The organism is Cognatishimia activa (assembly GCF_001458335.1).
GTDB classification, from domain to species: domain Bacteria; phylum Pseudomonadota; class Alphaproteobacteria; order Rhodobacterales; family Rhodobacteraceae; genus Cognatishimia; species Cognatishimia activa.
Map to the genome: position 1 here is coordinate 42,717 of NZ_CYTO01000007.1, position 25,804 is coordinate 68,520.

The 25,804-nt window shown below is 54.6% G+C and carries 24 protein-coding genes; 16 read left to right on the forward strand and 8 right to left on the reverse strand.

What is annotated here, in order from left to right:
- Positions 1 to 234 precede the first annotated feature (234 nt).
- From xsc to TA5113_RS03075, 7 genes are all read left to right on the forward strand, one after another.
- Entirely contained in the window at positions 235 to 2,004 is a 1,770-nt protein-coding gene (gene xsc / locus TA5113_RS03040; protein ID WP_058316290.1) for a sulfoacetaldehyde acetyltransferase, read from the forward strand.
- 25 nt (positions 2,005 to 2,029) lie between these two features.
- The gene (gene pta, locus TA5113_RS03045) at positions 2,030 to 3,037 is read left to right on the forward strand and encodes a phosphate acetyltransferase (RefSeq protein ID WP_058316289.1); all 1,008 of its coding nucleotides are present in this window, start codon (positions 2,030 to 2,032) and stop codon (positions 3,035 to 3,037) included.
- A 323-nt stretch (positions 3,038 to 3,360) separates the two neighbouring features.
- Positions 3,361 to 4,392 (forward strand): YeiH family protein, encoded by a 1,032-nt coding sequence (locus tag TA5113_RS03055; protein WP_058316287.1) that lies wholly within the window; start codon positions 3,361 to 3,363, stop codon positions 4,390 to 4,392.
- 24 nt (positions 4,393 to 4,416) lie between these two features.
- Positions 4,417 to 7,233: a molybdopterin oxidoreductase family protein gene (locus TA5113_RS03060; RefSeq protein ID WP_058316286.1), complete on the forward strand. Its 2,817-nt coding sequence runs from the start codon at positions 4,417 to 4,419 to the stop codon at positions 7,231 to 7,233.
- Between the two features lie 94 nt (positions 7,234 to 7,327).
- Positions 7,328 to 8,107, forward strand: a complete 780-nt coding sequence (locus tag TA5113_RS03065) for a 4Fe-4S dicluster domain-containing protein (RefSeq protein WP_058316285.1) — start codon at positions 7,328 to 7,330, stop codon at positions 8,105 to 8,107.
- Positions 8,107 to 8,982: a dimethyl sulfoxide reductase anchor subunit family protein gene (locus TA5113_RS03070; RefSeq protein ID WP_058316284.1), complete on the forward strand. Its 876-nt coding sequence runs from the start codon at positions 8,107 to 8,109 to the stop codon at positions 8,980 to 8,982. The genes TA5113_RS03065 and TA5113_RS03070 overlap by 1 nt, the downstream gene beginning before the upstream one ends.
- Positions 8,983 to 9,058: 76 nt before the next feature.
- Entirely contained in the window at positions 9,059 to 9,364 is a 306-nt protein-coding gene (locus TA5113_RS03075; protein ID WP_058316283.1) for a hypothetical protein, read from the forward strand.
- Here the strand turns inward: TA5113_RS03075 and TA5113_RS03080 are convergent, their stop codons facing one another.
- The gene (locus TA5113_RS03080; protein WP_058316341.1) at positions 9,365 to 10,009 is read right to left on the reverse strand and encodes a DUF1523 family protein; all 645 of its coding nucleotides are present in this window, start codon (positions 10,007 to 10,009) and stop codon (positions 9,365 to 9,367) included.
- A gap of 183 nt (positions 10,010 to 10,192) precedes the next feature.
- Between TA5113_RS03080 and TA5113_RS03085 the strand changes: the two genes are divergently transcribed.
- The 3 genes from TA5113_RS03085 (at position 10,193) to TA5113_RS03095 (ending at position 14,292) form a co-directional block, all read left to right on the forward strand.
- Complete coding sequence (locus tag TA5113_RS03085; RefSeq protein WP_058316282.1) at positions 10,193 to 10,990, forward strand: ion transporter; 798 nt, start codon at positions 10,193 to 10,195, stop codon at positions 10,988 to 10,990.
- A 29-nt stretch (positions 10,991 to 11,019) separates the two neighbouring features.
- Positions 11,020 to 12,012 (forward strand): P1 family peptidase, encoded by a 993-nt coding sequence (locus tag TA5113_RS03090; protein WP_058316340.1) that lies wholly within the window; start codon positions 11,020 to 11,022, stop codon positions 12,010 to 12,012.
- A gap of 93 nt (positions 12,013 to 12,105) precedes the next feature.
- Positions 12,106 to 14,292, forward strand: a complete 2,187-nt coding sequence (locus TA5113_RS03095) for an esterase-like activity of phytase family protein (protein WP_058316281.1) — start codon at positions 12,106 to 12,108, stop codon at positions 14,290 to 14,292.
- Between the two features lie 62 nt (positions 14,293 to 14,354).
- Here TA5113_RS03095 and TA5113_RS03100 read toward each other — a convergent pair whose 3' ends face one another.
- Positions 14,355 to 14,894, reverse strand: a complete 540-nt coding sequence (locus tag TA5113_RS03100; protein ID WP_058316604.1) for an NUDIX hydrolase — start codon at positions 14,892 to 14,894, stop codon at positions 14,355 to 14,357.
- Between the two features lie 137 nt (positions 14,895 to 15,031).
- Between TA5113_RS03100 and TA5113_RS03105 the strand changes: the two genes are divergently transcribed.
- Positions 15,032 to 16,273: an Hsp70 family protein gene (locus tag TA5113_RS03105; protein ID WP_058316278.1), complete on the forward strand. Its 1,242-nt coding sequence runs from the start codon at positions 15,032 to 15,034 to the stop codon at positions 16,271 to 16,273.
- A gap of 6 nt (positions 16,274 to 16,279) precedes the next feature.
- Here TA5113_RS03105 and TA5113_RS03110 read toward each other — a convergent pair whose 3' ends face one another.
- From TA5113_RS03110 to TA5113_RS03120, 3 genes are all read right to left on the reverse strand, one after another.
- Entirely contained in the window at positions 16,280 to 16,750 is a 471-nt protein-coding gene (locus TA5113_RS03110; RefSeq protein ID WP_058316277.1) for an Hsp20 family protein, read from the reverse strand.
- A gap of 147 nt (positions 16,751 to 16,897) precedes the next feature.
- On the reverse strand, positions 16,898 to 17,719 hold the full coding sequence (locus TA5113_RS03115; protein ID WP_245627195.1) for a trypsin-like serine peptidase: 822 nt from the start codon (positions 17,717 to 17,719) through the stop codon (positions 16,898 to 16,900).
- Complete coding sequence (locus TA5113_RS03120; protein WP_165589375.1) at positions 17,716 to 18,342, reverse strand: trypsin-like serine peptidase; 627 nt, start codon at positions 18,340 to 18,342, stop codon at positions 17,716 to 17,718. The genes TA5113_RS03115 and TA5113_RS03120 overlap by 4 nt, the downstream gene beginning before the upstream one ends.
- A gap of 252 nt (positions 18,343 to 18,594) precedes the next feature.
- Between TA5113_RS03120 and TA5113_RS03125 the strand changes: the two genes are divergently transcribed.
- Entirely contained in the window at positions 18,595 to 19,293 is a 699-nt protein-coding gene (locus tag TA5113_RS03125) for a DUF599 domain-containing protein (protein WP_058316274.1), read from the forward strand.
- A gap of 8 nt (positions 19,294 to 19,301) precedes the next feature.
- Positions 19,302 to 19,670: a hypothetical protein gene (locus TA5113_RS03130; RefSeq protein ID WP_058316273.1), complete on the forward strand. Its 369-nt coding sequence runs from the start codon at positions 19,302 to 19,304 to the stop codon at positions 19,668 to 19,670.
- Here TA5113_RS03130 and rlmH read toward each other — a convergent pair.
- The 3 genes from rlmH to TA5113_RS03145 all read right to left on the reverse strand — a co-directional run bounded on the left by rlmH (position 19,658) and on the right by TA5113_RS03145 (position 22,118).
- Positions 19,658 to 20,128 carry a 23S rRNA (pseudouridine(1915)-N(3))-methyltransferase RlmH gene (gene rlmH, locus TA5113_RS03135; protein WP_058316339.1) on the reverse strand — a complete coding sequence of 157 codons (471 nt, stop codon included), beginning with the start codon at positions 20,126 to 20,128 and terminating at the stop codon, positions 19,658 to 19,660. The genes TA5113_RS03130 and rlmH overlap by 13 nt on opposite strands.
- A gap of 49 nt (positions 20,129 to 20,177) precedes the next feature.
- Positions 20,178 to 20,531 carry a ribosome silencing factor gene (rsfS, locus tag TA5113_RS03140; protein ID WP_058316338.1) on the reverse strand — a complete coding sequence of 118 codons (354 nt, stop codon included), beginning with the start codon at positions 20,529 to 20,531 and terminating at the stop codon, positions 20,178 to 20,180.
- Between the two features lie 189 nt (positions 20,532 to 20,720).
- The gene (locus tag TA5113_RS03145; RefSeq protein ID WP_082625958.1) at positions 20,721 to 22,118 is read right to left on the reverse strand and encodes a mechanosensitive ion channel family protein; all 1,398 of its coding nucleotides are present in this window, start codon (positions 22,116 to 22,118) and stop codon (positions 20,721 to 20,723) included.
- A gap of 252 nt (positions 22,119 to 22,370) precedes the next feature.
- On the opposite strand from TA5113_RS03145, the gene leuC reads away from it, so the two are divergent.
- The 3 genes from leuC to leuD are packed head-to-tail and all read left to right on the forward strand — an operon-like array spanning position 22,371 to position 25,785.
- Positions 22,371 to 23,774: a 3-isopropylmalate dehydratase large subunit gene (gene leuC, locus TA5113_RS03150; protein ID WP_058316272.1), complete on the forward strand. Its 1,404-nt coding sequence runs from the start codon at positions 22,371 to 22,373 to the stop codon at positions 23,772 to 23,774.
- A gap of 19 nt (positions 23,775 to 23,793) precedes the next feature.
- Positions 23,794 to 25,170 carry a glycosyltransferase family 4 protein gene (locus TA5113_RS03155; RefSeq protein ID WP_082625957.1) on the forward strand — a complete coding sequence of 459 codons (1,377 nt, stop codon included), beginning with the start codon at positions 23,794 to 23,796 and terminating at the stop codon, positions 25,168 to 25,170.
- A gap of 9 nt (positions 25,171 to 25,179) precedes the next feature.
- A complete protein-coding gene (gene leuD / locus TA5113_RS03160; protein WP_058316271.1) occupies positions 25,180 to 25,785 on the forward strand; it encodes a 3-isopropylmalate dehydratase small subunit in 606 nt (201 codons plus the stop codon).
- Positions 25,786 to 25,804 lie beyond the last annotated feature (19 nt).

The following is a 25,804-nucleotide window of genomic DNA, read 5'->3' on the forward strand; positions in this document are numbered from 1 at the left end:
AAAACGTCCAACTGCAACAGCGTTTAGAATCAAACGCACACGTCTCGAATGAGCCGGCCGGGGCTACGCCGCCACGCCCATTCGCTTGCATTCCCAAATTGATTCAAATTCGGAAAATTTTCCATCTGGACTTACCCCGGACGAAAATTTGGGGCTACTGGCACTATTCACGAGAGCCTAGTCTTAGTCAGCCCGAGCACTGCTCGTACTTTTTCGTTCTCAGGAGACGACCCCATGAAGATGACAACCGAAGAAGCATTCGTAAAAGTGCTTCAGATGCATGGTATCGACAATGCTTTTGGCATTATCGGTTCCGCTATGATGCCAATTTCCGACCTGTTCCCAGCAGCAGGTATCAAATTCTTTGACTGCGCGCACGAATGCAACGCAGGCATGATGGCTGACGGCTACACGCGCGCAACTGGCAAGATGTCCATGATGGTTGCACAAAACGGCCCTGGCATCACATCCCTCGTCACTCCGATCAAGACAGCTTACTGGAACCACACTCCACTGCTGATCGTGACACCTCAGGCTGCAAACAAAACCATCGGCCAAGGCGGCTTCCAGGAAGTAGAGCAAATGGCTCTGCTGGAAGATATGGTTGCTTATCAGGAAGAAGTGCGTGACCCGACCCGTATGGCGGAAGTGCTGAACCGCGTGATCCTGCAAGCCAAGCGCGCATCCGCGCCGGCACAAATCAACGTGCCACGCGACTTCTGGACACAAGTCATCGACATCGAGCTGCCAGCGGTTGTTGAATTCGAGCGCCCACAAGGCGGCGAAGACGCGGTTAAGAAAGCGGCTGAGCTGCTGTCTAACGCTAAATTCCCTGTAATCCTGAACGGCGCTGGCGTTGTTCTGGGTGACGCGATTGGCGACTCCGCAGAACTGGCCGAGCGTCTGACCGCACCAGTCTGCGTTGGCTACCAGCATAACGACGCCTTCCCAGGTTCACACCCGCTGTTTGCTGGCCCTCTGGGCTACAACGGCTCCAAAGCCGGCATGGAACTGATCGCGAAAGCGGACGTTGTTCTGGCTCTGGGTACTCGCTTGAACCCATTCTCCACGCTGCCAGGTTACGGAATCGACTACTGGCCAAAAGACGCGAAGATCATTCAGGTTGATATCAACCCAGATCGCATTGGTCTGACCAAGCCAGTGACCGTTGGCATCGTTGGCGACGCGAAGAAAGTGGCACAAGGTATCCTGTCACAGCTCTCCGGCACTGCAGGTGACGAAGGCCGCGAAGCGCGCAAAAACACCATCGCAGATGCGAAATCCTCTTGGGCGCAGCAGCTGACTTCCATGGACCACGAAGACGACGATCCAGGCACAACTTGGAACGAACGTGCACGTGGTCGTGAGCCAGAAAAGATGTCCCCACGTATGGCATGGCGCGCGATCCAAGCGTCTCTGCCAAAAGACGCGATCATCTCTTCTGACATCGGCAACAACTGCGCGATCGGTAACGCATATCCATCCTTTGAGGATGGCCGCAAATACCTCGCGCCTGGTCTGTTCGGCCCATGTGGCTACGGCTTCCCAGCGATCTGTGGCGCGAAAGTTGGCTGCCCAGACACTCCAGTTGTTGGCTTCGCAGGCGACGGCGCCTTCGGCATCTCTATGAACGAAATGGTGTCTGTGAACCGTGATGATTGGCCACCAATCACCATGATCATCTTCCGCAACTACCAGTGGGGCGCAGAGAAGCGTAACACCACGCTTTGGTTTGACGACAACTTTGTTGGCACCGAGCTGTCGCAGGAAGTGTCCTATGCTGGCATCGCGAAAGCATGTGGCGTGCACGGTGTCGCGGTTTCCACAATGGAAGACCTGACAGGCGAACTGGCCAAAGCGGTAAAGCGCCAGATGGAAGATAAAGAAACCACCTTTATCGAAATCCTGCTGAACCAAGAGCTGGGTGAGCCTTTCCGTCGCGACGCGATGAAAAAGCCGGTCTCTGTTGCGGGCATCAGCCGCGAAGACATGCGCGCTCAATAACTCGGTACAGGCAAGGACGGCATCTATGACACTTCTCCCTCAGGAGCTGCTGAAATCTAAAGCGCCGTCCAGCCGCCCAGTTATTTCCCTATGCGAAGGCAGTGATCCCCGCATCGTTGCGGGGGCGCTGGCCGCCCATCAGGCCGATTTGGCCAACGTTATTCTCGTCGGTGACGCTGACGCTGTCCGCGCAGAGCTTTCCAGCCAAGGTGCGTCTGAAAGCGAAGGTGTTCAGGTCCATGATCCACTGACGTCTCCCCTCACCTCTAAATTTGCCGCCGAGTACCACGACCTGCGCAAGCACAAAGGCGTTGACGAAGCCAAGGCTTTGACCGCCGTGCAAACACCCGTGGTTTATGCTGCAATGCTGGTCCGGCTAGGCCATGCAACGGGCACTGTTGGTGGCGCAGTATTGACCACCGGGGACATCGTGCGCAGTGCGATCCAAGTCATCGGCATGCACAAAGACGCCGCGATGGTGTCGAGCTTCTTCTTAATGTACCCACCCAAGAACGCCACGAATGGTGCGCGGGCCATGCTTTATTCCGACTGTGGTTTGGTGATCGATCCATCTGCTCAGGAGCTCTCAGAGATCGCCAAGGCGTCTTCCAAATCCTGTCGAGCGCTTCTGGAAACCGAACCCAAAATCGGCTTCCTGAGCTTCTCAACCAAGGGCAGCGCGAAACATACTGCTGTCAGCAAAGTCGCTGAAGGCCTGGCGCTTTTTAAAGAAACCGCTCCTGACATTGAAGCTGATGGTGAGTTCCAATTTGACGCCGCGTTCGTGCCTTCCGTAGGCGAACGCAAAGCGCCCGGATCAAGCGTCGCGGGACATGCCAATGTCATGATCTTCCCCAACCTTGATGCGGGCAACATTGGCTACAAAATCACCCAGCGTTTGGGTGGCTATATGGCCATTGGCCCTGTCATGCAGGGGCTCGCCAAACCCGCCAACGACCTCTCACGAGGCTGCATCGCAGAAGATGTCACTGAAATGATTGCGGTGACCGCCCTGCAATCTCTCAATCAATAGCGACAGTTTTTACTTGCTCAACAGGCCAAACTCCCGCCATCTGAACCAATCTCAGGAAGAAAGTTCTAAATGAACGCGCAAAAGGACAAAATTGATCTACACAGCCCGCCTGAACGCGGAAATGTAGACTTGCACCTGAATGCGCGTTTAACGGCAAATATTCAACGCCAATCATATGACATCTCAGCTCCAGAACCAGTTTACCGGACCGAGCAAAGATACAGGATTGATACACACGCGACCCTCGCGAATGCGATTCGCACATTTGCAAAGAGCATTTACTCCATCACAGGTCAGCACCTTCAAAGGATTTTATCCCCGCAATGAACGCTTCAATTTCGCTAAAATCCCAGCGTTTTGCCAGGACCAAAGATCAAATCAGACTCCTGTTCCCGGGCGTGATCCTATCGATCATGGTTGCCGTCGCAGCAAAGTTCCTATCAGAGCATTATGCGACCCCTGCGATGCTGCTCGCGCTCTTGCTTGGCATCGCTGTGAGCTTCCTTTCTGAAGAAGGCAAGGCCGTCGAAGGTATCGGCTTCTCTGCGCGCACTTTGCTGCGCTTAGGGGTCGCGTTTCTGGGTGTGCGTATTTCCGTCGACCTCATCGCCGGTCTTGGCGCAGAGCTGATTTTCCTAGTGGTGTTCGGCGTGATCGCCACCATCGGCTTTGGTTTTATTTTCGGCCCGATGTTCAATAGCAAATGGCGGTTTTCCTTCCTGACGGCTGGATCGGTAGCGATCTGCGGGGCATCCGCCGCAATGGCGATCAGTGCGATCCTGCCGAAAGACGAGCGCTCTGAGGAGCGCCTCATCTTCACAGTGATGGGCGTCACCGTACTCTCCACCATCGCGATGATCGTTTACCCAATTCTTGTCAACTGGCTCGAACTTACAGAGCTGCAAGGCGGCGTTTTCCTTGGCGGCACTATCCACGACGTCGCGCAAGTGGTTGGCGCGGGCTTCTCAATCTCTGAGGCAACAGGTGACACAGCAACCTTGGTCAAACTGATCCGCGTCGCGATGTTAGCACCCGTCGTCTTGATCGCCTCAATCTTGATCCGCAACTACAGCGAAGAGCCTGTGGACGGCAAACGCCCACCGATCCTGCCAGCTTTTGTAGTCGGTTTCCTAGTTCTGGCAGGCCTCAACTCGTTTCACGTCATCCCAGAGTTTGTTGCTGAATTCCTCAGCAACACATCACGTTGGCTCCTGCTGGTCGCCATCGCAGCTGTGGGCATGAAAACAAACCTAAAACAAGTTCTCTCAGTCGGTGGATATGCCATCGCACTGATCTGCCTCGAAACAATCTTCATTGCAGCCCTCATTCTCGCGGGGATCAAACTGCTCACGTAGACGCCAACAAAAAACGGAAGCCAGATGACCTTCAAGCAACCGACCATCGACACATCCCCAAAGGTCTCGGACGAGATAAAAAAAACCACGTGTTATATGTGCGCCTGCCGCTGCGGCATCAACGTGCACATGAAAGATGGCAAAGTTGCGTATATCGAAGGCAACCGCGATCATCCGGTGAACCAGGGCGTGCTCTGCGCCAAAGGCTCTGCCGGGATTATGCAGGTCAACGCACCGTCCCGCCTGCGTGCGCCACTCAAACGCGTCGGTCCGCGCGGCTCTGGTGAGTTTGAAGAGATCAGCTGGGACGAAGCGCTGGATATGGCGGTCGGCCTTTTGCAGCCCCTGCGCGAGAACAACCCCGAGAAGTTGGCGTTCTTTACGGGGCGCGATCAATCGCAATCCTTCACAGGTTTCTGGGCGCAAAACTTCGGCACACCTAACTTCGCGGCCCATGGCGGGTTCTGTTCCGTCAACATGGCTGCGGGCGGCATTTACACTATGGGCGGAGCCTTCTGGGAGTTCGGCCAGCCCGACTGGGACCGCGCCAAGCTCTTCATGATTTTCGGCGTCGCAGAAGACCACGACAGCAACCCGATCAAAATGGGCATCGGCAAGATCAAAGGGCGCGGCGGCAAAGTCATTGGCGTGAACCCCGTGCGCTCTGGCTACAATGCGGTCGCTGACGAGTGGGTGGGCATTACACCCGGTACCGATGGGCTGTTTATCCTTTCGATGGTGCATGAGTTGATGAAAGCCGGCAAAATCGACCTTGATTATCTTGCTCAATTCACCAACGCGCCGGTTCTCATCGACCCTGACACAGGCCTTTTCCTGCGGGATGACGATGACAAACCACTAGTGATGGACCAGGTCACCGGAAAACTCACTGCATTTGACAAGAAAGGGGTCCGCCCCAACCTCGCAGCCACATATCGCAATGCAGGCAAGACCCACAGGACCGTTATGGCCTTGATGGCCGAGAAGTATCTGGATCCGCAATATGCACCGGAAGCGGTGGCGGAAGCCTGTGGCGTGCCTGCAAAGAAAATCAAAGCAATTGCCGCCGAACTCGCACGCGTCGCCTTTGAAGAAAGCTTTGAGCTGGACCAATCATGGACGGATTTCCGTGGCGAGACGCATGACAAAATGGTCGGCCGCCCCGTCGCCATGCATGCCATGCGCGGGATCTCGGCCCACTCCAACGGGTTCCAAACCTGCCGTGCGCTGCACGTTCTGCAGATCCTTCTTGGCACCGTCGAAGTCCCCGGCGGCTTCCGCTTTAAGCCGCCTTACCCAAAGCCAGTCGAAGAGCACCCGCGTCCTCACGGCAAGGTCACCTGTGGTTCGCCACTAGACGGCCCCCATCTCGGCTTCACCCGAGGCCCAGAAGACCTCATGCTGAAGGAAGACGGCAGCCCGATCCGCATCGACAAAGCCTTTACATGGGACAACCCCATGTCGAGCCACGGGTTGATGCATATGGTGATCTCTAATGCCCACGCGGGTGACCCGTACAAGATCGATACCCTTTTCATGTACATGGCGAATATGTCGTGGAACTCATCGATGAACACCCGCGGCGTGATCGAAATGCTCACGGACAAAGATGAGGACGGGAATTACGTGATCCCTAATATCATCTACTCCGATGCTTACAGTTCTGAGATGGTTGCCTATGCGGACCTGATCCTGCCCGACACGACATATCTTGAGCGTCACGACTGTATCTCTTTGCTGGATCGCCCGATCTGCGAGGCGGATGGCGCGGCCGATGCAATCCGCTGGCCGGTGATTGAGCCAGACCGCGAAGTTCGTGGTTTCCAAACCACGCTGGTCCATTTGGCAAACCGGTTGGGCATGCAAGGCTTCGTCCATGAAGACGGCTCTCCTAAGTGGGAAGACTACGCCGACTATATCGTCAACCACGAACGCAAGCCCGGCATTGGCCCGCTGGCAGGTTTCCGAGGCGAAAACGGCGACAAAGTTGGCCGCGGCGAGGTGAACCCTAACCAACTTGAAAAGTATATCGAGAATGGCGGTTTCTTTGTGGAGCACATCCCAGAAGAGGCCAAATACTACAAACCGTGGAACATGGCCTATCAAAACTGGGCCGTGGGCATGGGGATCTACGATGCCCCGGCTCCGTACCTATTTCAGCTCTACTCAGAGCCCATGCGCAAATTCCAACGGGCTGCCGAAGGTCATGGCGATCGCCAACCGCCAGAGAATATGCGAGAGCGCGTCAAACGCGTCATGGATCCGCTGCCGATTTGGTACGAGCCGTTTGAGGATCGCGAAATTGATCTCGAGGAATACCCGATCCACGCCCTCACACAGCGCCCAATGGCGATGTATCACTCCTGGGGCACGCAAAACGCATGGCTCCGTCAGTTGCATGGCACCAACCCGCTTTATCTCCCAACCAAACTTTGGGAACAGCATGGGTTCAAAGAGGGTGACTGGGCAAAGGTCACATCAACCCACGGAACCATCACAGTGCCTGTTGCGCTGCAAGAAGCGCTCAATGACAACACCGTTTGGACTTGGAACGCGATTGGCAAACGCAAAGGCGCCTGGGCGCTTGACGAAAACGCACCAGAAGCAAAACAGGGCTTCCTGCTCAATCACCTCATCCACGAGCTTCTGCCCGGCAAAGATGACGGAATGCGCATTTCCAATTCGGACCCAATTACCGGTCAAGCCGCTTGGTTCGACCTGCGCGTGAAGATCGAAAAAGTCGACGCGCCGCAGAATGAACAAACCAGCCCGGACTTACCCCCAATCAAGTCCCCTGTCGGCAAAGGTCCAGAAAAACTGAAATGGAAGGTTGGCCAATGACAACTGCATCCTTCATTCACCTTTGTAAAAATACTCTGGGGTCTGGGGTGAAACCCCAGCTCAGCCATCTCCTCAAAAATGGAGTCAGCCAGCCATGACAGACCTCCCAACAACCACCGATAAGAAACTCGGCCTTGTCATCGACTTAGACACCTGTGTGGGCTGCCACGCCTGCGTGATCTCCTGCAAAGGCTGGAACACAGAAAACTATGGTGCACCACTCTCAGATCAGCGCCCCTATGGCGAAGAGCCGATGGGCACGTTCTTAAACCGCGTTCACAGCTACGAGGTGAAGGCGGAAGGACAAGCCGCACAAACCGTGCATTTCCCCAAATCCTGCCTGCATTGCGAGAACGCGCCCTGCGTGACCGTCTGCCCGACCGGCGCGAGCTATAAGCGTAAGGAAGACGGCATTGTCTTGGTCAATGAGCAAAGCTGCATCGGTTGTGGCCTATGCGCGTGGGCGTGCCCTTATGGTGCGCGCGAACTCGACCAAGAAGAAGGGGTCATGAAGAAATGCACCCTTTGCGTTGATCGGATCTACAACGAAAATCTCCCCGAAGAAGATCGTCAACCGGCCTGTGTGCGCACCTGCCCAGCGGGCGCACGCCATTTTGGAGACTTTGCAGATCCAGAAAGCAACGTTTCCATTCTTACAGCGGAACGCGGCGGCATGGATCTAATGCCTGAACTCGACACAGCGCCAGTTAACAAATACCTGCCGCCACGTTTGAAAGACAGTTTCGACGACGAAAGCATCCTCGCGCCTTTCCTCGACCCAGTCGCAGAAGAAACTCAGGGCTTCATGGGCTGGCTGGACAAACAACTGTCGCGCCTACCGGGTGACACAAAAACACAGAGTGAGGACGTCTAATGCATCCAGCAGCATCCGTCATTATCTTTACAACGCTCTCTGGCATTGGCCTGGGTATGCTTGCTTGGCTTGGGATCGACCCAACACCTCCGACCGGCTGGGCTGCGTTTTGGAATTTCCTTCTCGCCTTTGCCTTGACCGTTGGCGGTCTGATTTCGTCGACTTTTCACCTCGGGCATCCTGAACGCGCCCTCAAAGCATTCACGCAATGGCGCACAAGTTGGCTTAGCCGCGAAGGGGTTTGCTCTGTTGCTGCCCTTTCCGTCATGGGGCTCTATGCAGCTGGTCTTGTTTTCTTTGCAAAACCAATCGCACCGCTCGGATACATTGGTGCTGGTCTAAGCCTTTTGACCGTCTACACGACGTCGATGATCTACGCACAATTGGCCACCATCCCCAGATGGAACACGCCGCTCACTTCTGTGCTCTACTTAAGCTTGGCCATCGCAGGTGGTGCGCTTTTGGCAGGCAGAACTGGCGCAGCCATGGCGCTTTTGCTGGTTGCAGCAGGCGCGCAGCTTATCTGGTGGATGAAAGGCGATACAGCATTTGCCGACCGCGGATCAGACCTAGGGACTGCGACTGGGCTGGGTGACCGTGGCGAAGTACGGTCTTTGGCCCACCCGCACACCTCGCCCAACTACCTGATGCGTGAGTTTGTCTATGTGGTGGCACGCAAACACGTTCAAAAGCTGCGCATCATTGCGATGCTCTTGATGGTGGCGCTTCCGCTGCTCATTCTCGTGGCTCTTCCTGCCAACCTTTTCGTCATTGCCCTTGCGGCAGCAAGCCATTTGGCTGGTGTTGCAACCTCCCGCTGGCTTTTCTTTGCAGAGGCAGAGCATACCGTCGGAATTTACTACGGCATGCGTTAAGCGAAACTTTCGATCCTTTCACGTTTTTGAAAACGCCACGGTCTAGGCTCTGGCTAACAAAACGTGAAAGGACATCATGAAAGCGTTTGTCTCGGCACTGTTTCTCACAACAGCACTTGCCCTCCCCGCTGCGGCTTCCAACAAAGACACCTGCGCGGAACCGGCGATCAAAAATTCGCCCCGCATCAGCACGGATCAATGTACGTGTCGCTTAAAAGGTGCGGACAAATACCTGTCGCGCGGCGACAAGGCCTATCTCATTCAATACTGGAGCGGGCAACGAAACGACCAACCCCATATCTATTTGGGTACGGCCTATCCGTCGGGCAAAAACAAACCGTTGATCAAATACAACGCCTATATCGCGAAGAAATGCGGGTGATTATTTCCGACGCAGCCCGCTGAACCAACGGCTCATGCGACCGCGTTGCTCTGAAAGACTGTCACCTGCATCGGCAAAGCTATCGCCTACATCTTCTATGACCGGATCAATGCGTGCTTCCCGGAACCGCACCCAGCGCACGCGGATGCTCCAGAAGATCGCGAAGAGCACAGTTAGAATGAAGATGTTCCACCATGGAATGAAGGTGGCATCTGGTCCATCGACCGGCTTGATGGAGATTGCATTTGGGAAGATCGAAAGAAACTCATTGCGCCAGCCATAATGGCGCACTGCAACCCATTCTGGCGCGTCTTTGTCTGAGATCGCGTCATTGGCCTCGGTGAACAAGCTCGCTGTGTCGAACTTGAAATAAGGCGGCCAACCCCAACCGGTGTCCTCGTTACGGTACTCCATCGTGTCGCCGTTTGGGCGCACCGCGTAGATGAATTGAATATCACGATTGGTCAGGTCTGTGGATTGCGCATCCGGTGTCGACCAAAACATGCGTGTCCAGTCGTTGAGCTCTGTGCGCTCAACATTCGTACTTACGATCCGCACAACATCATGCTGCGCCAGCGTGTAATGGAAGAACCCAAACACCAGCAGAGCCAGCAATCCTCTGAAGAGCCATTTAAAGTACGACATGCGCATTCCCTTTTTTCGTCCTCCCAGACATAGGCGATGTGTGGGGCCATCTCAACGGGCACGCGACGCTTCGCGCATGAAAAGAGTGGGGCAAAGCGCCCCTCTTGCGTCATGACCAAAGCCGCGCCATATCACGGGAAATCTTATTCCCAGACCACACACGCCTTTTGCTAGGAGATCACGATGAGCGACGTCCAGTCAGACCAACCGACCCCGGAACGCAACCGGATTGAGAAACTGGTCAGCAGCGCGCGCTTTGAAAATGCAATCTTCGTGGTCATCGTCTTCAACGCGATCATTTTGGGGCTAGAGACCTCTGCCTTCGTGATGTCGCATGTGGGCGGCTTGATCCACTTCCTTGATAGCGCCTGCCTCAGCATTTTTGTCTTTGAAATCGCCCTGAAGCTTTATGCCCGACGCTGGCAGTTTTTCCGGAGAGGATGGTCGGTATTTGACTTAATCATCGTCGGGGTTGCTTTGCTGCCGGGCTCATCAGGTCTCAGCGTTCTTCGCGCCCTTCGGATCCTACGTGTTCTGCGCGTGATCTCGGTCGCGCCACGCCTTCGTCGCGTGGTCGAAGGATTCATCACCGCCCTACCCGGCATGGCCTCGGTCTTTTTGCTGATGACACTGATCTTCTACATCGGCTCAGTGATGGCCACGAAGCTATTCGCATCGGAGTTTCCACATTGGTTTGGCAATCTGGGCCTATCTGCTTACAGCCTCTTCCAGATCATGACATTGGAAAGCTGGTCTATGGGCATCGTGCGCCCCGTGATGGAGGTCTATCCACTCGCTTGGGCCTTCTTTGTGCCGTTTATCATGGTCACGACCTTCGCCGTGGTGAACTTGCTGGTTGGTTTGATCGTGAACTCGATGCAGGATGCGCATCATGAAGAGGACGTGGCCAAGACCGATACATATCGTGACGAGGTCCTGAAACGCCTCGAAGCGATTGAGGCGAAGCTCAATAGTAAGTGACCGAGACGACCGATCAGGGAGGACAAAACATGCAGACTGGTCCAAAGAACCTGATCACCGATGTCCCTGGCCTGATGGTTGGCAATGCACAGGATGATGCGCTCAAGTCAGGCACCACTGTGCTGACCTCAGACAAACCGTTCACCGCAGCTGTCCATGTCATGGGCGGCGCGCCGGGGACACGCGAGACGGATCTATTGGCCCCGGATAAAACCGTTCAACAGGTGGATGCATTGGTTCTTTCTGGTGGCTCGGCCTTTGGTCTGGATGCTGCGTCCGGTGTTGCTGACACACTCCGAAAAATGGGACGTGGGTTTCAGGTGGTTGATCAAACCGTTCCAATCGTGCCCGCTGCAATTCTTTTCGACCTCATCAATGGTGGCGACAAGAACTGGACTGAAAACCCGTATCGCGCACTCGGCGAACAAGCCTTGCTCGCCGCTTCTGACATATTCGAACTTGGCAGCCATGGCGCGGGCACGGGAGCAACGACCGCGTCGTTCAAGGGCGGCTTGGGGTCCGCTTCTATCTTACTACCGTCGGGCCACACCGTTGGCGCACTTGTCGCCGTTAACGCATTGGGAGATGCGGTTGTGCCGGACACGCCACATTTCTGGGCGGCTCCTTGGGAATTGGATGACGAATTCGGCGGCCACGGCATAGTATCAAAACCAACCACCGATTGGCCAAAGACCAAGCTTAGCGCAAAAAACACGACAATCGCCATTGTTGCGACAGACGCGGACCTCTCCCAAGCTCAATGCACCCGAATGGCCACCGCAGCCCATGACGGCATGGCGCGCGCTTTGGTGCCAAGCCATACACCTATGGACGGCGACCTTGTATTTGCCGCCTCAACCAATGCCAAACCCATTTTAGACGATATCCAAGACCCCATATTCTTAGGCCATGCCGCCGCGACCTGCTTGGCTCGAGCAATTGCACGCGGCGTGTACTCAGCCACGGCAATATCCGGCGATCTGCTTCCCGCCTACACAGATATCCACAGGAAACCGCGCTAGCGGCGCAACCGTCACAAAACCGATACCTTCCTGTCACATCTACGTAATGTGCAGGCCGCAGTTCGCTAGCACCTATTCAAAAAGGAGCTTAGGATGTCTGCGCGCTTTCTCTGCCTGACATCGGCATTTGCCTTGACCGCAGGTCTGGCCAACGCCGAGATGAACTTCAATCGTATCGCATCATTCGCAACACCGCTGAACATGGCGGCTGGCGAAGATACATCCCGTGAAACGTCCCCAGAAATCATCGACGTCACCTCTGACGGCATGACACTGGTTTACACTGACAGCCCGCTTGAAGCGCTGGGTCGTGTGGACATCACGGATCCGGCAAACCCTCAGCCTCTGGGCAATATCGCTCTGCCGGGCGAACCAACCTCTGTCGCCGTTATCGGCGCAACAGCTTACGTTGGCGTGAACACATCCGAGAGCTACACAGCGCCATCTGGCATGCTGAAAGCCATCGACGTCGCGACCGGCAACGAACTGGCATCTTGCGATCTGGGCGGTCAGCCAGACTCCATCGCGAAATCCAAAGACGGTGCATTCATCTCTGTTGCGATCGAAAACGAGCGCGACGAAGATCTGAACGACGGCATCATCCCTCAGTTGCCAGCGGGCAACCTGGTGATGATCAACACAACAGACGCGGGTCTGGACTGTGGCTCCCTGAAAATGGTTGACCTGACCGGTCTGGCTGACATCGCACCAACTGATCCAGAGCCTGAATATGTGTCTATCAACGCTCTGGGCGAAACTGTGATCTCTTTGCAGGAAAACAACCACATGGTTGTTGTGTCCAAAGACGGCGAAGTTGTCAGCCACTTCTCCGCAGGCGCGGTTGATTTGACAAACATCGACGCTACTGACGAGCGCGCGATCCTGTCCTTCACCGAAACTCAAGAAGGCCGCCTGCGCGAGCCGGATGCGGTCACTTGGATCGACGACAACCACTTCGCAACTGCGAACGAAGGTGACTACAACGGCGGCTCCCGCGGTTGGACGATCTTCAACAAGGACGGCACTGTTGTCTATGAAAGCGGTACTGACTTTGAGCACGCGATCATCCAGATCGGCCACTATCCAGACAAACGCTCTGACTCCAAAGGTGTCGAGCCAGAATCCGTCACCTTCGACGTTTTCAACGGCACACCTTATGTGTTCGTTGGCGCAGAACGCGCATCTGTAGTGGGTGTTTACAACGTCTCTAACCCTGCCGCACCAGTTCTAGAGCAGCTGTTGCCATCCGGTGTTGGCCCAGAGGGTTATGTGACTATTCCGTCCCGCAACCTGCTGGTATCTGCGAACGAAAAAGACCTGATCGAAGATGGCGGCGCACGTGCGCACGTTATGATCTTTGAACAGCAAGAAGCACCTGCGGTTTACCCACACCTGACTTCTGCAGGTATGGACGAGCTGACTGGCTGGGGCGCGATCTCTGGCATGGTGGCTGACAAAGACGGTATCGTTTGGGCGGTCAACGACAGCTTCTACCTGTTCCAGCCAACCATCTTCAAAATCGACACCAACCAATCTCCAGCGAAGATCATTGATGCGATCCGCGTTGTGCGCCAAGACGGCAACCCAGCGCAGCAGATCGATATGGAAGGTATCACTCTGGACGGCAAAGGTGGCTTCTACGTTGCATCTGAAGGCCGCACAGGTCGTGTGATTCCACATGCGATTTATCACGTCTCTGCAGACGGCGTGATCAAGAACCGCAAAGGCGAAATCGGCCTGCCAGCGGAACTGATGGCAGTTGAAAAGCGGTTCGGTTTCGAAGGCATCACCAAAGTTGGCGACACCCTGTGGATGCCGGTTCAGCGTGAGTGGAAAGACGATCCGAAGAACCACGTGAAACTGGTGGCTTACAACCTGGAAACCAAAGAATGGGGCGCGGTGCTTTACGAAAAAGCCGAGCCTGCAAAAGGTTGGGTTGGCCTGTCCGAAATCGCGGTACACGGCGACTATGTGTACATCGTTGAACGTGACAACCAGCACGACAGCCGCGCGGTGACAAAGAAAATCTACCGTGTCGCTCTGTCTGAAATGGTTCCTGCGAAACTGGGTGGCGAGCTGCCAGTGGTTTCCAAAGAGCTGGTCCGTGACCTGCTGCCTGACCTAAAATCCACAGGTGGCTACGTTCTGGACAAAGTTGAAGGCCTCGCGATCTTTGAAGATGGTACAGCGTTTGTGTCTACTGACAATGACGGTGTAGATGATCACTCTGGTGAGACCATGTTCTTCAACATTGGCAACATCGCTCAGCAAGGCTCATAAGCCGCACTCTGAGAAAATTAAGGCGCGCGGGGCGAATGCTCCGCGCGTTTTTCTTTGGTACTTCAGTAACCGATTTTGGAGATTTTCGAGACAAACCTTTCTAGGTTTGGATCTATTCGATGCAAAGGGAGCTGATCCGTTCGAAACCACTGAACATCGCGAAACTCTCCACGGTCAAAATCGTAAGGATAGTCGCGCTTGCCTTTCAAAAGGAACCAAAGCGAAACGTCCGTGTGAACATTCATAGCCCCATTGGTGTCACACCTAGTCAAGAAAACCGGGTCTTCGACAATAAACTGGGCGTCCACCTTTAGTTCTTCTCGACACTCGCGTTTTACAGTTTGAAGGGGATGTTCGTTCGGGTCGACATGACCGCCGGACGGGAGCCAAAGGTTCGCCTTAATGTGATCAACGAGCAAGACCCAGTCCCGATCAACGAGCAGAAAATAAGAAACCAAATGCTGAGGAGGAATGTCGGGACCGTGTTGCCGAAAGAGTTCAGCGCCGCTTTTTATCCAATCCAAAGTATCCTTAATGTGCTGACTTTCCAATGAATCATAGGGCTCAATCCCCGAAATAAGATCTTGTATTTTTTCACGCACACACCGTTCCTTCCGTATTTGTTTCGGGCGTCGCTAATTTATTGTTGTGAAGATCTGATGACGTAAGGAAGTTAGGCTTGACGTCTCTGCCTCACCAGCTTAGCCAACACGCTTTCCATTTAAGGTTTGAGTCCCAAATGCCGATTAATGCGCATCACCTTGGCATAGATTTTGGCACCTCCAACTCCGCGGCAGCCTACATCCAAAATGCTAAAGTGCGTTTTGTTGAAATGGCACCGGGGTCAAACACGCTGCCGACTAGCTTTTTCTTTGACTTTGAAAGCCGGGAAACGCTGATAGGCCACCCGGCGGATCGCGCTTTGCTGAATGGCGACGAAGGCCGGTACATGCGCGCGCTCAAGCGGGTGTTGGGGACCAGCTTGATGCACGAGAAACGCCAACTTCTGAACCAGAGACTGACCTTTGTGGACATCATCGGCGGGTTTTTAAAGCGTTTAAAAGACCAAGCCGAAAAGCAAACAGGCCATACTTTCGACAAAGCGGTATCCGGGCGTCCGGTTGTCTTTCATGGCGTAGGTGATCCGCGAGAGCAGAAAGCCGAGGACGATTTGCGCCTGTGCTATGAGGTTGCGGGTTTCAAAGATGTCACCTTCCTCGCCGAGCCTGAAGCAGCAGCCCTAGCAAGTGGCGCAACACCGGGTGTTGGGCTGATCGTAGACATCGGCGGTGGCACGTCTGATTTCACGGTTTTCCGGCTGAGTGAGAACGGCCAAAATGACGTACTCGCCAATCACGGTGTACGCATTGGTGGCACGGATTTTGACAAGCTCATCAGCATCGCTCAGGTCATGCCATTGCTGGGCAAAGGCTCTGAGCTCAAGCGCGAGTTTGGGCCGGGAACCACTCCGGTTCCCTCCCATATTTTCCAGGACCTTGCGACATGGGAGAAAATTCCGTTTCTCTACACAGCGCAGACTCGGCGCATGGTCAAAGACATGGCCCAACTCGCCGTGGAGCCTCAACGGATAGATCGTTTGGAAACGGTTCTTGTGGACGAGCTGGGCCACGATTTAGCCTTTGCTGTCGAGGCCGGGAAAGTCACCGCCAATTCAAACGCCGATGGCGGCTTGATTGACCTAATGATGATTGAAAAGGGTCTGGATACGCGCCTCTTGCCAATGGCACTGACCTATATCCTTGGAGGATCAGCGTCGCAGCTGAAAGAAGGCGCACAAGCAACGCTCGATCAAGCGGGCGCCACGGCTGATCAAATCGATCAGGTGATCTATGTGGGCGGTTCCAGCCTGATGGAGTTCGTCTCTGCCGCCATGAAAGAAACCTTTCCAGCGGCAGAGCATATCTATTCGGAAGTCTTTACGGCAGTGGTGAAGGGGCTCGCCCTTTCAAGCCGAATTTAGATCCGGTTAGTTCACAGCTTTCGCGTCAACCACATCTGCTTCAATCGCCTGACCACCGCGCGCAATCTCAATGCGGCGTGGTTTTAGGGCTTCCGGAACTTCGCGGACAAGGTCGATATGTAGCATACCATCTTCGTGGCTTGCCCCATTCACACGGACGTGGTCGGCCAACTGGAAGCGCCGTTCAAATGCGCGGGTGGCAATGCCACGATGGAGATAAGATTTCTCGTCCTTGGCATCTGGCTTGCGTGCGGTCACAACAAGGGCGTTTTCTTTGACTTCAATGCCAAGATCATCGGCAGAAAAACCGGCGACGGCAATCGAGATGCGATACGCATCTTCGGCTGTCTTTTCGATATTGTAGGGCGGGTAGCTGGAAGTTGGGATGTTATCAGACAGGACACGATCCATCATGTCTGCGATCTGATCAAAACCAACGGAAGCACGGTAAAGCGGTGCAAAATCATATGTGCGCATAGGTTATCCTCTTTCTTGAGCAACAACGATGTAAATGCCTTCCCCTAAGGGACAGGCGGATGATCCGGACCCGCTTTGCGGCGTCCGGTGAAAATGAGATGGGCATGCAGAATTTGGGTTTCAAGACCCGCCTAATTAGGAAGTCGCTTACTTCACTTTTATGAACTTCGCGCCGCCAGAAGACTTCGCGCCGCCGACCTGTATCCGGCGCGCGCCTGTCGTTACTTTCGCGACAGGAGCATCGCCATAACGCAATTGGGCCCGTAGCTCGGACACCACCTTCGGGAGCGCCATGCCGACCCCAATTTCACGGCCATCATTCAGAGTTGCGGTTCCGGATACCAAAGACAAAATTCGCACGCGGGTGCCATTTTTGACAAAAACCGGTGCGCCCGAGGAACCAAACGTGATGTCGCAATCGAAGAATTTGAGGTCACGCGCTTCGTGCTGGAGATTGCATTGGCGTTGCCAGCTCATTGCCTCGGCGCGCCCCCGACCATAAGACATAACCTGAAGCTGGTCATTTCCACCGATTTCGGCGATGCGAAATGGATCGGCCTCGGCTCCGAATATCGGCGAGCGTAAGCGCAGAATGGCCACATCGCGTGTGACGTTTTGTATGTCTTGTGCATTGCCCCCGGGTACGTACCCCTCAGCGACTACAAATTTCGCCCCCTGCCTCTCAAACAACGCCTCGCCGTTCAAATAGCCGCTCCGAAAGACGATTTCGTTCGCATCCACTGGTTGGCCAGACCGCTTATCAAAAAGGCAATGCGCTGCAGTAAGAACCTGATCAGAAGCGATCAAAACACCGGTGCAGAATGCAGAATTCCCAATATCAAGCCGACCGACTGCCTCCCAGCCCAGCATGTCGCCACGGGAGTCCATGACCTCTAGGAGGGACCCACTTTGTGCTTGCGTCGCAAGTCCCAAGCCTAAGATCAGCGATATGATGAACCGGTTTTTCAACGGCCAAACCGGGCAGGTTGCGGCTGCACGTCCAACGACTGAAACAGCACCTCAAACGCATTCGCAACGGGTACGACCAGTGCAACTCGTTCGCCGTTAGCTTTGGCCATGGCAGAAACGATAGAGACGATGACGGCGCGGCCATCACGTTGCTGCACAACCGGTGCGCCACTGGTCCCAAAATTTGCCTCACACAGAGTCAGCAAAACGCCGTCGGAATGTGGCATCAATGCACAGTTTTGCTGTACACGCGCAGCCTGAGAGCGCCCTTTTGCAAAAGAAACAACCGTCGCTTTTGCGCCAACCGTATCTGGCTGCGCCAATGCGACGGTGTCCGCTGCCACAGTTCCATCCAGCTTCAGAAGCGCGATATCTGAGGACAGGTTTGACAATTCACCTAGCAAATGCGGTCTATAATCTGGGTGCACCAAAGTGTTTTTGACGCCAATCGCCGAAGCGTTTGCTGGATCAAGTCTGAACCTAAGTTCGGACAGCGCAAAACGGTCACCACTCGATTTATCAAACAAACAGTGGGCGGCGGTCAGAACCACATCGTGATGCACCAGAGTTGCAGTGCAAAACCCGTTAGACCCCATATCCAATCGGCCCACGGCGTTCTTCATATTGAATTCCATCGCCATAGCGCTTTGCACTGAGCAAAACGTGACAAGCAATCCAAAGGCAGCGAATATTGAACGAAGCATAATGTTTCCGATTGGTCTTTTTGCCAATCTCGGCGACGCGCAAGGAGATTGTTGGCCCTGACTATGACAATTTGGGGTTCAAAGCTCCGCCGCGCCTGAATTCTGCCGCATTGTTCGTAAGGCAATGAAATTCCCGATGACATTTGGCACGCCAAAGGCCTAATGTGCGCCATGCAATGGATTGATCGCCTTTCACTTTTTACCCCGTCAGATTTCGTAGGCTGTGTTTTCTTGTTCGGAAGTTGGCTTATCATCGGGTGGATCATCGAAAACCCTCCACAGAAACACAAAAGCGTTTCGGTTCTGATGATCACTTACCGACGTGAATGGATGCGCCAATTCATCTTGAGAAACCCAAGGATTTATGACGCTCAAATTCTAAGTAACTTACGCCAAGGTACTGCGTTTTTTGCTTCAGCCTCGATGATTGCGATCGGGGGTGGTTTGGCGCTGATAGGCAATGCGGAGCAACTAACCAGCGTTGCGTCAGAGCTCACCTTAGTCAGCGCACCGACCATTGTTTGGGAAATCAAACTGATCGTCATGATCTTTTTCGTCGCGAACTCTTTTTTGAAGTTCGTGTGGTCGCATCGGCTCTTCGGCTATGCTGCGGTCATCATGTCGGCTGTGCCGGTGGACCCGAAAGACCCCGCCTGTATACCCCGTGCGGACAAAGCCGCAGATATCGGCATCTTTGCTGCAAAAGCCTATAATCGGGGGCTGCGTTCGGTTTATTTTGGTCTTGCCGCAGCGGCTTGGCTTGGCGGAGGCTATGCCTTGATCGTGGCGTGTTTGCTGACAAACTTCATCATTTTCCGTCGCGAATTCGCGAGCCTCTCACGGGTCGCGCTTTTGAAAGAGACAAGCTAGGAGGCCTCATGCGTATTCTACCGCTCGTTTTTCTGATGGCAGCCAATACCTCAGTCGCAGATCCTGCTGTTATCGAAGCTGTAAAGGGCACAAAATCTGGCGCTAGCTGGCGCTTTGATGTGACCCTAAGCCACCCAGACACAGGTTGGGATGACTATGCGGACGGCTGGCGCGTGTTGGATATGGACGGCAATGTTCTAGGCACTCGTGTGTTGCACCACCCACATGTGAACGAGCAACCCTTCACGCGATCATTGTCTGGTGTTGAGATCCCAGCCAGTCTGGATCAGGTGCAAATTGAGTCCAAAGAGTCCGTTGGCGGTTGGGGCGGCAAGCGGGTCACATTGGATCTAGACAACCCAATTTACGCCCGGTGATAGGGTGATCCGCTCAGGATTGATGCTGCACGATAGAGCTGCTCAGACAGCATTACACGCACCAACATATGCGGCCAGACCATCTGTCCAAAACTAATCGAGAAATCAGCCTGCCCACGCAAGCTTGGATCAATGCCATCAGCGCCACCGATCACAAAGGCCAAATCCGACGCCCCGTTGTCACGACGTCGCGCCAGCGTTTGAGCAAATTCAGGCGAACTCATCACCTTGCCGCGCTCATCCATCGTGCAAATCACAGCACCCTTGGGCAGCACGCCTTCAAGCAACTTGGCTTCAGCGCCCATGCCACCGCCTTTGCGGTCCTCAACCTCATGAACTTTCACCGGTCCAAGCCCCAGAGCCCGACCGGTTTTGTCAAAACGAGAAAGGTAGTCGTCAAGTAAATCCCGCTCTGGGCCCGACCTAAGTCGGCCCACCGCGCAGATATGCACGCGCATTGCCATGCTTAGTCCTCCGAGCGCCGTAACCGGCACTCAAGTCACATGGTTAGGCGTTGCCGCCTTGCATCCACATCTTCTCAAGCTGGTAAAACTCACGCACTTCCGGACGGAACACGTGAACCACCACATCGCCAGTATCGATCAGCACCCAATCGCCGGTATCCTTACCTTCGATTTTGCTGGTGCGACCGGTTTCAGCCTTGATGCGTTCTACCAGTTTTTCAGACATTGCCGCCACTTGGCGAGAGCTGCGACCAGAGCATATCACCATGAAATCGCCAATCGAAGAACGCCCGCGCAGGTCTACATGCACGATGTCTTCGGCTTTGTCATTTTCTAGGGAATTAAGAATGAGCTCAAGAAGCTCGGAGCCTTTTCCGGCGGGAGCCGTGTTAGGCATTTGGTCACCATTTGTGGTTTCAACCACATCTACGTTCAAAGACAGAAGTCTGCCCTCCTTGCAACGCGCCGCATTGCCCCGACGCCGGGCCTATAATCAAGATAGCATCGCTTCTATGAAATTCCAATGAAACGCAAGGGGAATGCAAAAAACCGCGGTAAAATTGCCAAACGTTTGTGCAATTTTGGCTTAATCCAGTAGTTTGCTCGCTGATGGCGTATCATCTTCAAGCATCCGGATTTCCCTTTGCGGGAACGGGAAGTGGATGCCTTCACTTTGGAAGGCATCCCAAAGCGCAAGGTAAACGTTGCCGCGAATATTGGTCAGGCCCCCTGTGGGGTCTTTGATCCAAAACCGCAGAATGTAGTCGACCGAACTGTCGCCAAACCCAACGATATGACAAACCGGTGTCTTAGGTTGTTTTAGCACCCGATCCACCGACATCGCCGCCTCAATCGCGACCTTGCGAACAATATGCGGGTCATCGCCGTAGGCGGTGCCGAAGAAGATATCGAGCCGTACAAAATCATCAGAATGGGACCAGTTGACCACTTGGCCGGTGATCAGGTCTTCGTTCGGAATGAGGTATTCGCGCCCATCTCGCGTAACGACCGACACATAACGCGCGCCCAGAGAGTTGATCCAACCAAAGGTTTCGCCCAACGAAATCACGTCGCCCGGCTTGATCGATTTGTCGAGCAAAATGATGACGCCCGAGACAAGGTTAGAGACCACCTTTTGCAGGCCAAAACCAAGACCCACACCGATGGCACCAGACAAGACGGCAAGACCGGTGAGGTCGACGCCAACGATGCGCATTCCCACAAAAAAGGCCGCGCCATACAGCAAGACCTGCAGGAACTTGATCACTAAGACCTGCATAGAGGGGCTGATGTCCTCATTGCGCCTGATCCGCGCGGATGTGGTGCCCGAAACAAACCGCGCCACGGCAAAGGTCGCACCCAGCATCACCAACGCCTGCAAAATGGTCCAAACCGAAAGCCGTAAAGTACCCAGATTGAGCGCCGCGGAATCCAACAATTGTCGGAACTCTTCATTCAGCCCGATCAAGACCAAAGTGACCCAAATCCAAGCCCCGTAGCGCAAGAGCCCTCGCAAGAAGCTGTTATGCACAAGTCGGGTAATCAGGGCGATCACCAGCCAAGCAGTGGCGAGATTGGCAAAAATACCAAGCAAGTACGACCGGCTGGGCCAAGTGATCTCTCGCATTATGAGGACCGCAATCCACACGAGCACCACAAAGAAAATCAGCGCCATACGCCGCTGCAAAAGCAGCATGTAGCGATAGCGCCATTTCGGCCAACCTTCGCGCGTGCGCATCCAATCATGCAACTTGGGGCTTAAAACGCGTGAGATACCAAAGGACAACAGTAAGATAGCGACTGCAATAAGCACCTGATAAGCATTCCAGGGACGCATCAATCCTTCGGCAAAGCCAAAGACCTGATCCCACAAACTTAACGCAATCTCTTGGGTGTCTTGCTCCGGCTGCGCCGGCGCTGTGGTGTCCTCAAATGTGGTCGTTTCGCTATCGACCGTTTGCTCGGTGCTCTCTTCGTCTGCCATGTGCCCCCTTTTCAAGGTTTACCGTGACATGGGCAAAGGCCAAAAAACAAGGCATTTCCCTTGCAGCAACCACCGACTCCCGCTATCTGATCTCCCATGAAACGCATCTATGACATTGCTGACCGCGCCTTTTTGCCTTGGCGCTTCTTTGGTCAGAACAAATCCGTCATCGCCGCCCTATAAGGGCGTGGCGTGCTTTCGCACGCCCGTATTGCAGCCATAAAGCCACTTTCATCAATACGGAGAGGACCCATGTCCCCCAAAACACTCTATGACAAAATCTGGGATGCGCATGTTGCGCATGAAGCGGAAGACGGCACCTGCCTGCTGTATATCGACCGCCACCTTGTACACGAGGTGACCAGCCCACAGGCCTTCGAAGGCCTGCGTATGGCCGGTCGCAAGGTACACGCGCCAGAAAAAACCATTGCCGTGCCGGATCACAACGTTCCGACCACTGCGGGTCGCGAAGACCCAGCTCAGATGACCGAAGAAAGCCGCATCCAAGTGGACGCGCTGGACAAGAACGCCAAAGAATTTGGCGTGCATTACTATCCAGTGTCTGACGTGCGTCAGGGCATCGTGCACATCGTTGGCCCAGAGCAAGGTTGGACCCTGCCGGGCATGACCGTTGTTTGCGGCGACAGCCACACTGCGACCCACGGCGCTTTTGGTGCGCTGGCACATGGTATCGGCACATCTGAAGTTGAACATGTTCTTGCGACACAGACTCTGATCCAGAAGAAGTCCAAGAACATGAAGGTCGAAATCACTGGCAAACTGAAGCCGGGTGTGACCGCGAAGGACATTACGCTGGCCGTGATCGGCGAAACTGGCACCGCAGGCGGTACAGGTTACGTGATCGAATATTGCGGTGAAGCGATCCGTGATCTGTCCATGGAAGGCCGTATGACTGTCTGTAACATGGCAATCGAAGGCGGCGCACGCGCAGGTCTGATCGCGCCGGATGAAACCACTTTTGAATATTGCAAAGGCCGCCCACACGCTCCGAAAGGCGCAGCTTGGGAACAGGCGTTGGAATACTGGAAGACACTCTTCACTGACGAAGGCGCGCATTTTGATAAAGTCGTGACCTTGAAAGGCGAAGACATCCAGCCGGTTGTGACCTGGGGCACATCCCCTGAAGACGTACTGCCGATCACTGGTGTGGTTCCAAACCCAGAAGATTTCGAGGGCGGCAAAGTCGACGCGGCCCGTCGCTCCATCGAATACATGGGTCTGACACCGGGCCAAAAACTGGACAGCATCGAGATCGACACGGTCTTTATCGGTTCCTGCACAAACGGCCGGATCGAAGATCTGCGCGCTGTTGCAGACATCGTGAAAGGCAAAAAGATCGCTGTGAACCGGGCGATGATCGTACCGGGCTCTGGCCTCGTTCGTGCGCAAGCCGAAGAAGAAGGTCTTGCAGAGATCTTCACCGAGGCTGGCTTTGAATGGCGTCTTGCGGGCTGCTCTATGTGTCTGGCGATGAACCCAGATCAGCTGTCTGAGCACGAGCGTTGTGCCGCAACATCCAACCGGAACTTCGAGGGTCGCCAGGGCTACAAAGGCCGCACGCACCTCGTGTCCCCAGCGATGGCTGCTGCAGCTGCTCTGACCGGGAAGCTGACCGACGTTCGCGAGCTGAGCTAAGTCAGGCGGAGCGAAGCAAATGTCTGCCAACCCAACCCCAAAACGCCCGCGCGTTCTGGTCATTGCCGAAGCCGCGAACCCTGAATGGGTGAGCGTGCCTTTGGTTGGTTGGTCTTTGGCACATGCGCTTCGCGACGTTGCTAACGTGCATCTGGTTACTCAGATCCGCAACCAAGAGGCCATCGAACGGGCAGGCTTTGTTGAGGGCGAGGATTTCACCGCAATTGATACAGAGTATCTGGCGGCCCGCGCCCACAAGATTGCCGAAAAAGTTCGTATGGGATCAAACCGCGGTTGGACAACCGTGCGTTTGATTGAAAACCTGATCTACCCTGCGTTTGAACGCAAAGTTTGGGCGCAGTTCAAAGATCAGATTACCTCTGGCGGATTTGACATCGTGCATCGCGTCACCCCGCTCACGCCCACCGTGAACAGCCTGCTTGCACGAAAGTGCAAACGGGCTGGCGTGCCCTTTGTCATGGGACCGCTCAATGGTGGTGTCCCTTGGCCGCGCGAATTCCGCGAAGCACAGGTGCGGGAACGCGAATGGCTGTCTTTTGTACGCTCTGTCTACCAACTCAACCCAGCCCGGACACGCAGTCTGGGCAATGCCTCCGCGATCATCGTGGGGTCCCGCCATACTCAGTCGGAAATCCCGAAGCGCTTTCAGGACAAGGTGGTTTACATCCCTGAAAACGCGATCAGTCGGGATCGGTTTGCGATCAGCACGCCCCCGAAAGCGGGCGATGTGATGCGGGGCTGCTTTATCGGTCGTTTGGTGCCCTACAAGGGTGCTGACATGGCGATCAAAGCAGCGGCGCCGTTGATGAAAGAAAAGCGTTTCGCGCTGGATGTCATCGGCGATGGGCCGGAGTTGGAGCCGCTCAAAGCCTTGGCCGCAGAGCTTGGCGTCACTGAACAAGTGACCTTCCACGGCTGGGTTGCCCATGAAGATGTGCAATCCGTCGCGCGCCAGTCACAGCTGTTTATATTCCCCTCTGTGCGGGAATTCGGCGGCGGGGTGGTGCTGGAAGCCATGGCACTGGGTCTTGTTCCAGTGATCTGTGACTATGCTGGCCCCGGCGAGCTTGTTGGCGGTGACACCGGCTATAAGATCGAGATGGGTACGCGCGAACAGGTCATCGAACGGCTTCAAACGCAGCTGAGTGAGATCTGCGATGCACCAGAGCAATTGGCCGAAAAATCCGCCGCTGCTTTAGACAAGGTGGAGCAATTCTTTACTTGGCCAGCAAAAGCCAACCAAGTGCGCGACGTCTATGATTGGGTTCTGACAAATGCAGCAAAGCCAAACCCACTGAAACACCATGTGTCGACGCTGACCGGCGGCGACCACACACAAATTGAAACACACGTTCCATACACCGTTAGTTCCTAAGGAGGCACTATGGACAAGTTTACAACACTGACAGGTATCGCCGCGCCTATGCCGCTGGTGAATATCGACACCGACATGATCATCCCAAAGGTGTTCTTGAAATCCATCCAGCGTTCTGGCTTTGGCAAGAACCTGTTTGACGAGATGCGTTACAACCGCGACGGCACTGAAATCGAAGATTTCGTACTGAACAAACCGCAATACCGCAGTACAGAAATCCTGATTGCCGGTGATAACTTTGGCTGTGGCTCCTCTCGTGAACACGCACCATGGGCGATTGCGGATTTCGGCATCAAATGTGTGGTCTCCACATCTTTCGCCGACATCTTTTTCAACAACTGCTTCAAGAACGGCATCTTGCCTGTGGTTCTGCCACAAGAGCAGGTCGACATTCTAATGGCGGATGCGGAAAAAGGCGAAAACGCACGCATGACCGTTGACCTGGCGGCACAAGAGATCACGACGTCCGATGGCGAAGTGATCAAATTCGACGTCGACCCGCACCGCAAACATTGCCTGCTGGAAGGTCTCGATGACATTGGCCAAACAATGCAGAAAAAAGCATCCATCGACGCGTTTGAAGCGCAAGCCTCCGCCGCACGTCCTTGGGTTTAAATCTGAACTCATCTTGTTT

What these genes read in the sequence shown, in the direction of transcription:
- leuC (WP_058316272.1), top strand. Translation starts at nt 22,371, where the DNA reads ATGTCCCCCAAAACACTCTATGACAAAATCTGGGATGCGCATGTTGCG.
- TA5113_RS03145 (WP_082625958.1), bottom strand. Translation starts at nt 22,118, where the DNA reads ATGGCAGACGAAGAGAGCACCGAGCAAACGGTCGATAGCGAAACGACC.
- TA5113_RS03060 (WP_058316286.1), top strand. Translation starts at nt 4,417, where the DNA reads ATGACCTTCAAGCAACCGACCATCGACACATCCCCAAAGGTCTCGGAC.
- TA5113_RS03105 (WP_058316278.1), top strand. Translation starts at nt 15,032, where the DNA reads ATGCCGATTAATGCGCATCACCTTGGCATAGATTTTGGCACCTCCAAC.
- TA5113_RS03125 (WP_058316274.1), top strand. Translation starts at nt 18,595, where the DNA reads ATGCAATGGATTGATCGCCTTTCACTTTTTACCCCGTCAGATTTCGTA.
- TA5113_RS03070 (WP_058316284.1), top strand. Translation starts at nt 8,107, where the DNA reads ATGCATCCAGCAGCATCCGTCATTATCTTTACAACGCTCTCTGGCATT.
- TA5113_RS03055 (WP_058316287.1), top strand. Translation starts at nt 3,361, where the DNA reads ATGAACGCTTCAATTTCGCTAAAATCCCAGCGTTTTGCCAGGACCAAA.
- TA5113_RS03110 (WP_058316277.1), bottom strand. Translation starts at nt 16,750, where the DNA reads ATGCGCACATATGATTTTGCACCGCTTTACCGTGCTTCCGTTGGTTTT.
- rlmH (WP_058316339.1), bottom strand. Translation starts at nt 20,128, where the DNA reads ATGCGCGTGCATATCTGCGCGGTGGGCCGACTTAGGTCGGGCCCAGAG.
- pta (WP_058316289.1), top strand. Translation starts at nt 2,030, where the DNA reads ATGACACTTCTCCCTCAGGAGCTGCTGAAATCTAAAGCGCCGTCCAGC.
- rsfS (WP_058316338.1), bottom strand. Translation starts at nt 20,531, where the DNA reads ATGCCTAACACGGCTCCCGCCGGAAAAGGCTCCGAGCTTCTTGAGCTC.
- TA5113_RS03075 (WP_058316283.1), top strand. Translation starts at nt 9,059, where the DNA reads ATGAAAGCGTTTGTCTCGGCACTGTTTCTCACAACAGCACTTGCCCTC.
- TA5113_RS03085 (WP_058316282.1), top strand. Translation starts at nt 10,193, where the DNA reads ATGAGCGACGTCCAGTCAGACCAACCGACCCCGGAACGCAACCGGATT.
- leuD (WP_058316271.1), top strand. Translation starts at nt 25,180, where the DNA reads ATGGACAAGTTTACAACACTGACAGGTATCGCCGCGCCTATGCCGCTG.
- xsc (WP_058316290.1), top strand. Translation starts at nt 235, where the DNA reads ATGAAGATGACAACCGAAGAAGCATTCGTAAAAGTGCTTCAGATGCAT.
- TA5113_RS03065 (WP_058316285.1), top strand. Translation starts at nt 7,328, where the DNA reads ATGACAGACCTCCCAACAACCACCGATAAGAAACTCGGCCTTGTCATC.
- TA5113_RS03080 (WP_058316341.1), bottom strand. Translation starts at nt 10,009, where the DNA reads ATGTCGTACTTTAAATGGCTCTTCAGAGGATTGCTGGCTCTGCTGGTG.
- TA5113_RS03090 (WP_058316340.1), top strand. Translation starts at nt 11,020, where the DNA reads ATGCAGACTGGTCCAAAGAACCTGATCACCGATGTCCCTGGCCTGATG.
- TA5113_RS03095 (WP_058316281.1), top strand. Translation starts at nt 12,106, where the DNA reads ATGTCTGCGCGCTTTCTCTGCCTGACATCGGCATTTGCCTTGACCGCA.
- TA5113_RS03120 (WP_165589375.1), bottom strand. Translation starts at nt 18,342, where the DNA reads ATGAAGAACGCCGTGGGCCGATTGGATATGGGGTCTAACGGGTTTTGC.
- TA5113_RS03130 (WP_058316273.1), top strand. Translation starts at nt 19,302, where the DNA reads ATGCGTATTCTACCGCTCGTTTTTCTGATGGCAGCCAATACCTCAGTC.
- TA5113_RS03155 (WP_082625957.1), top strand. Translation starts at nt 23,794, where the DNA reads ATGTCTGCCAACCCAACCCCAAAACGCCCGCGCGTTCTGGTCATTGCC.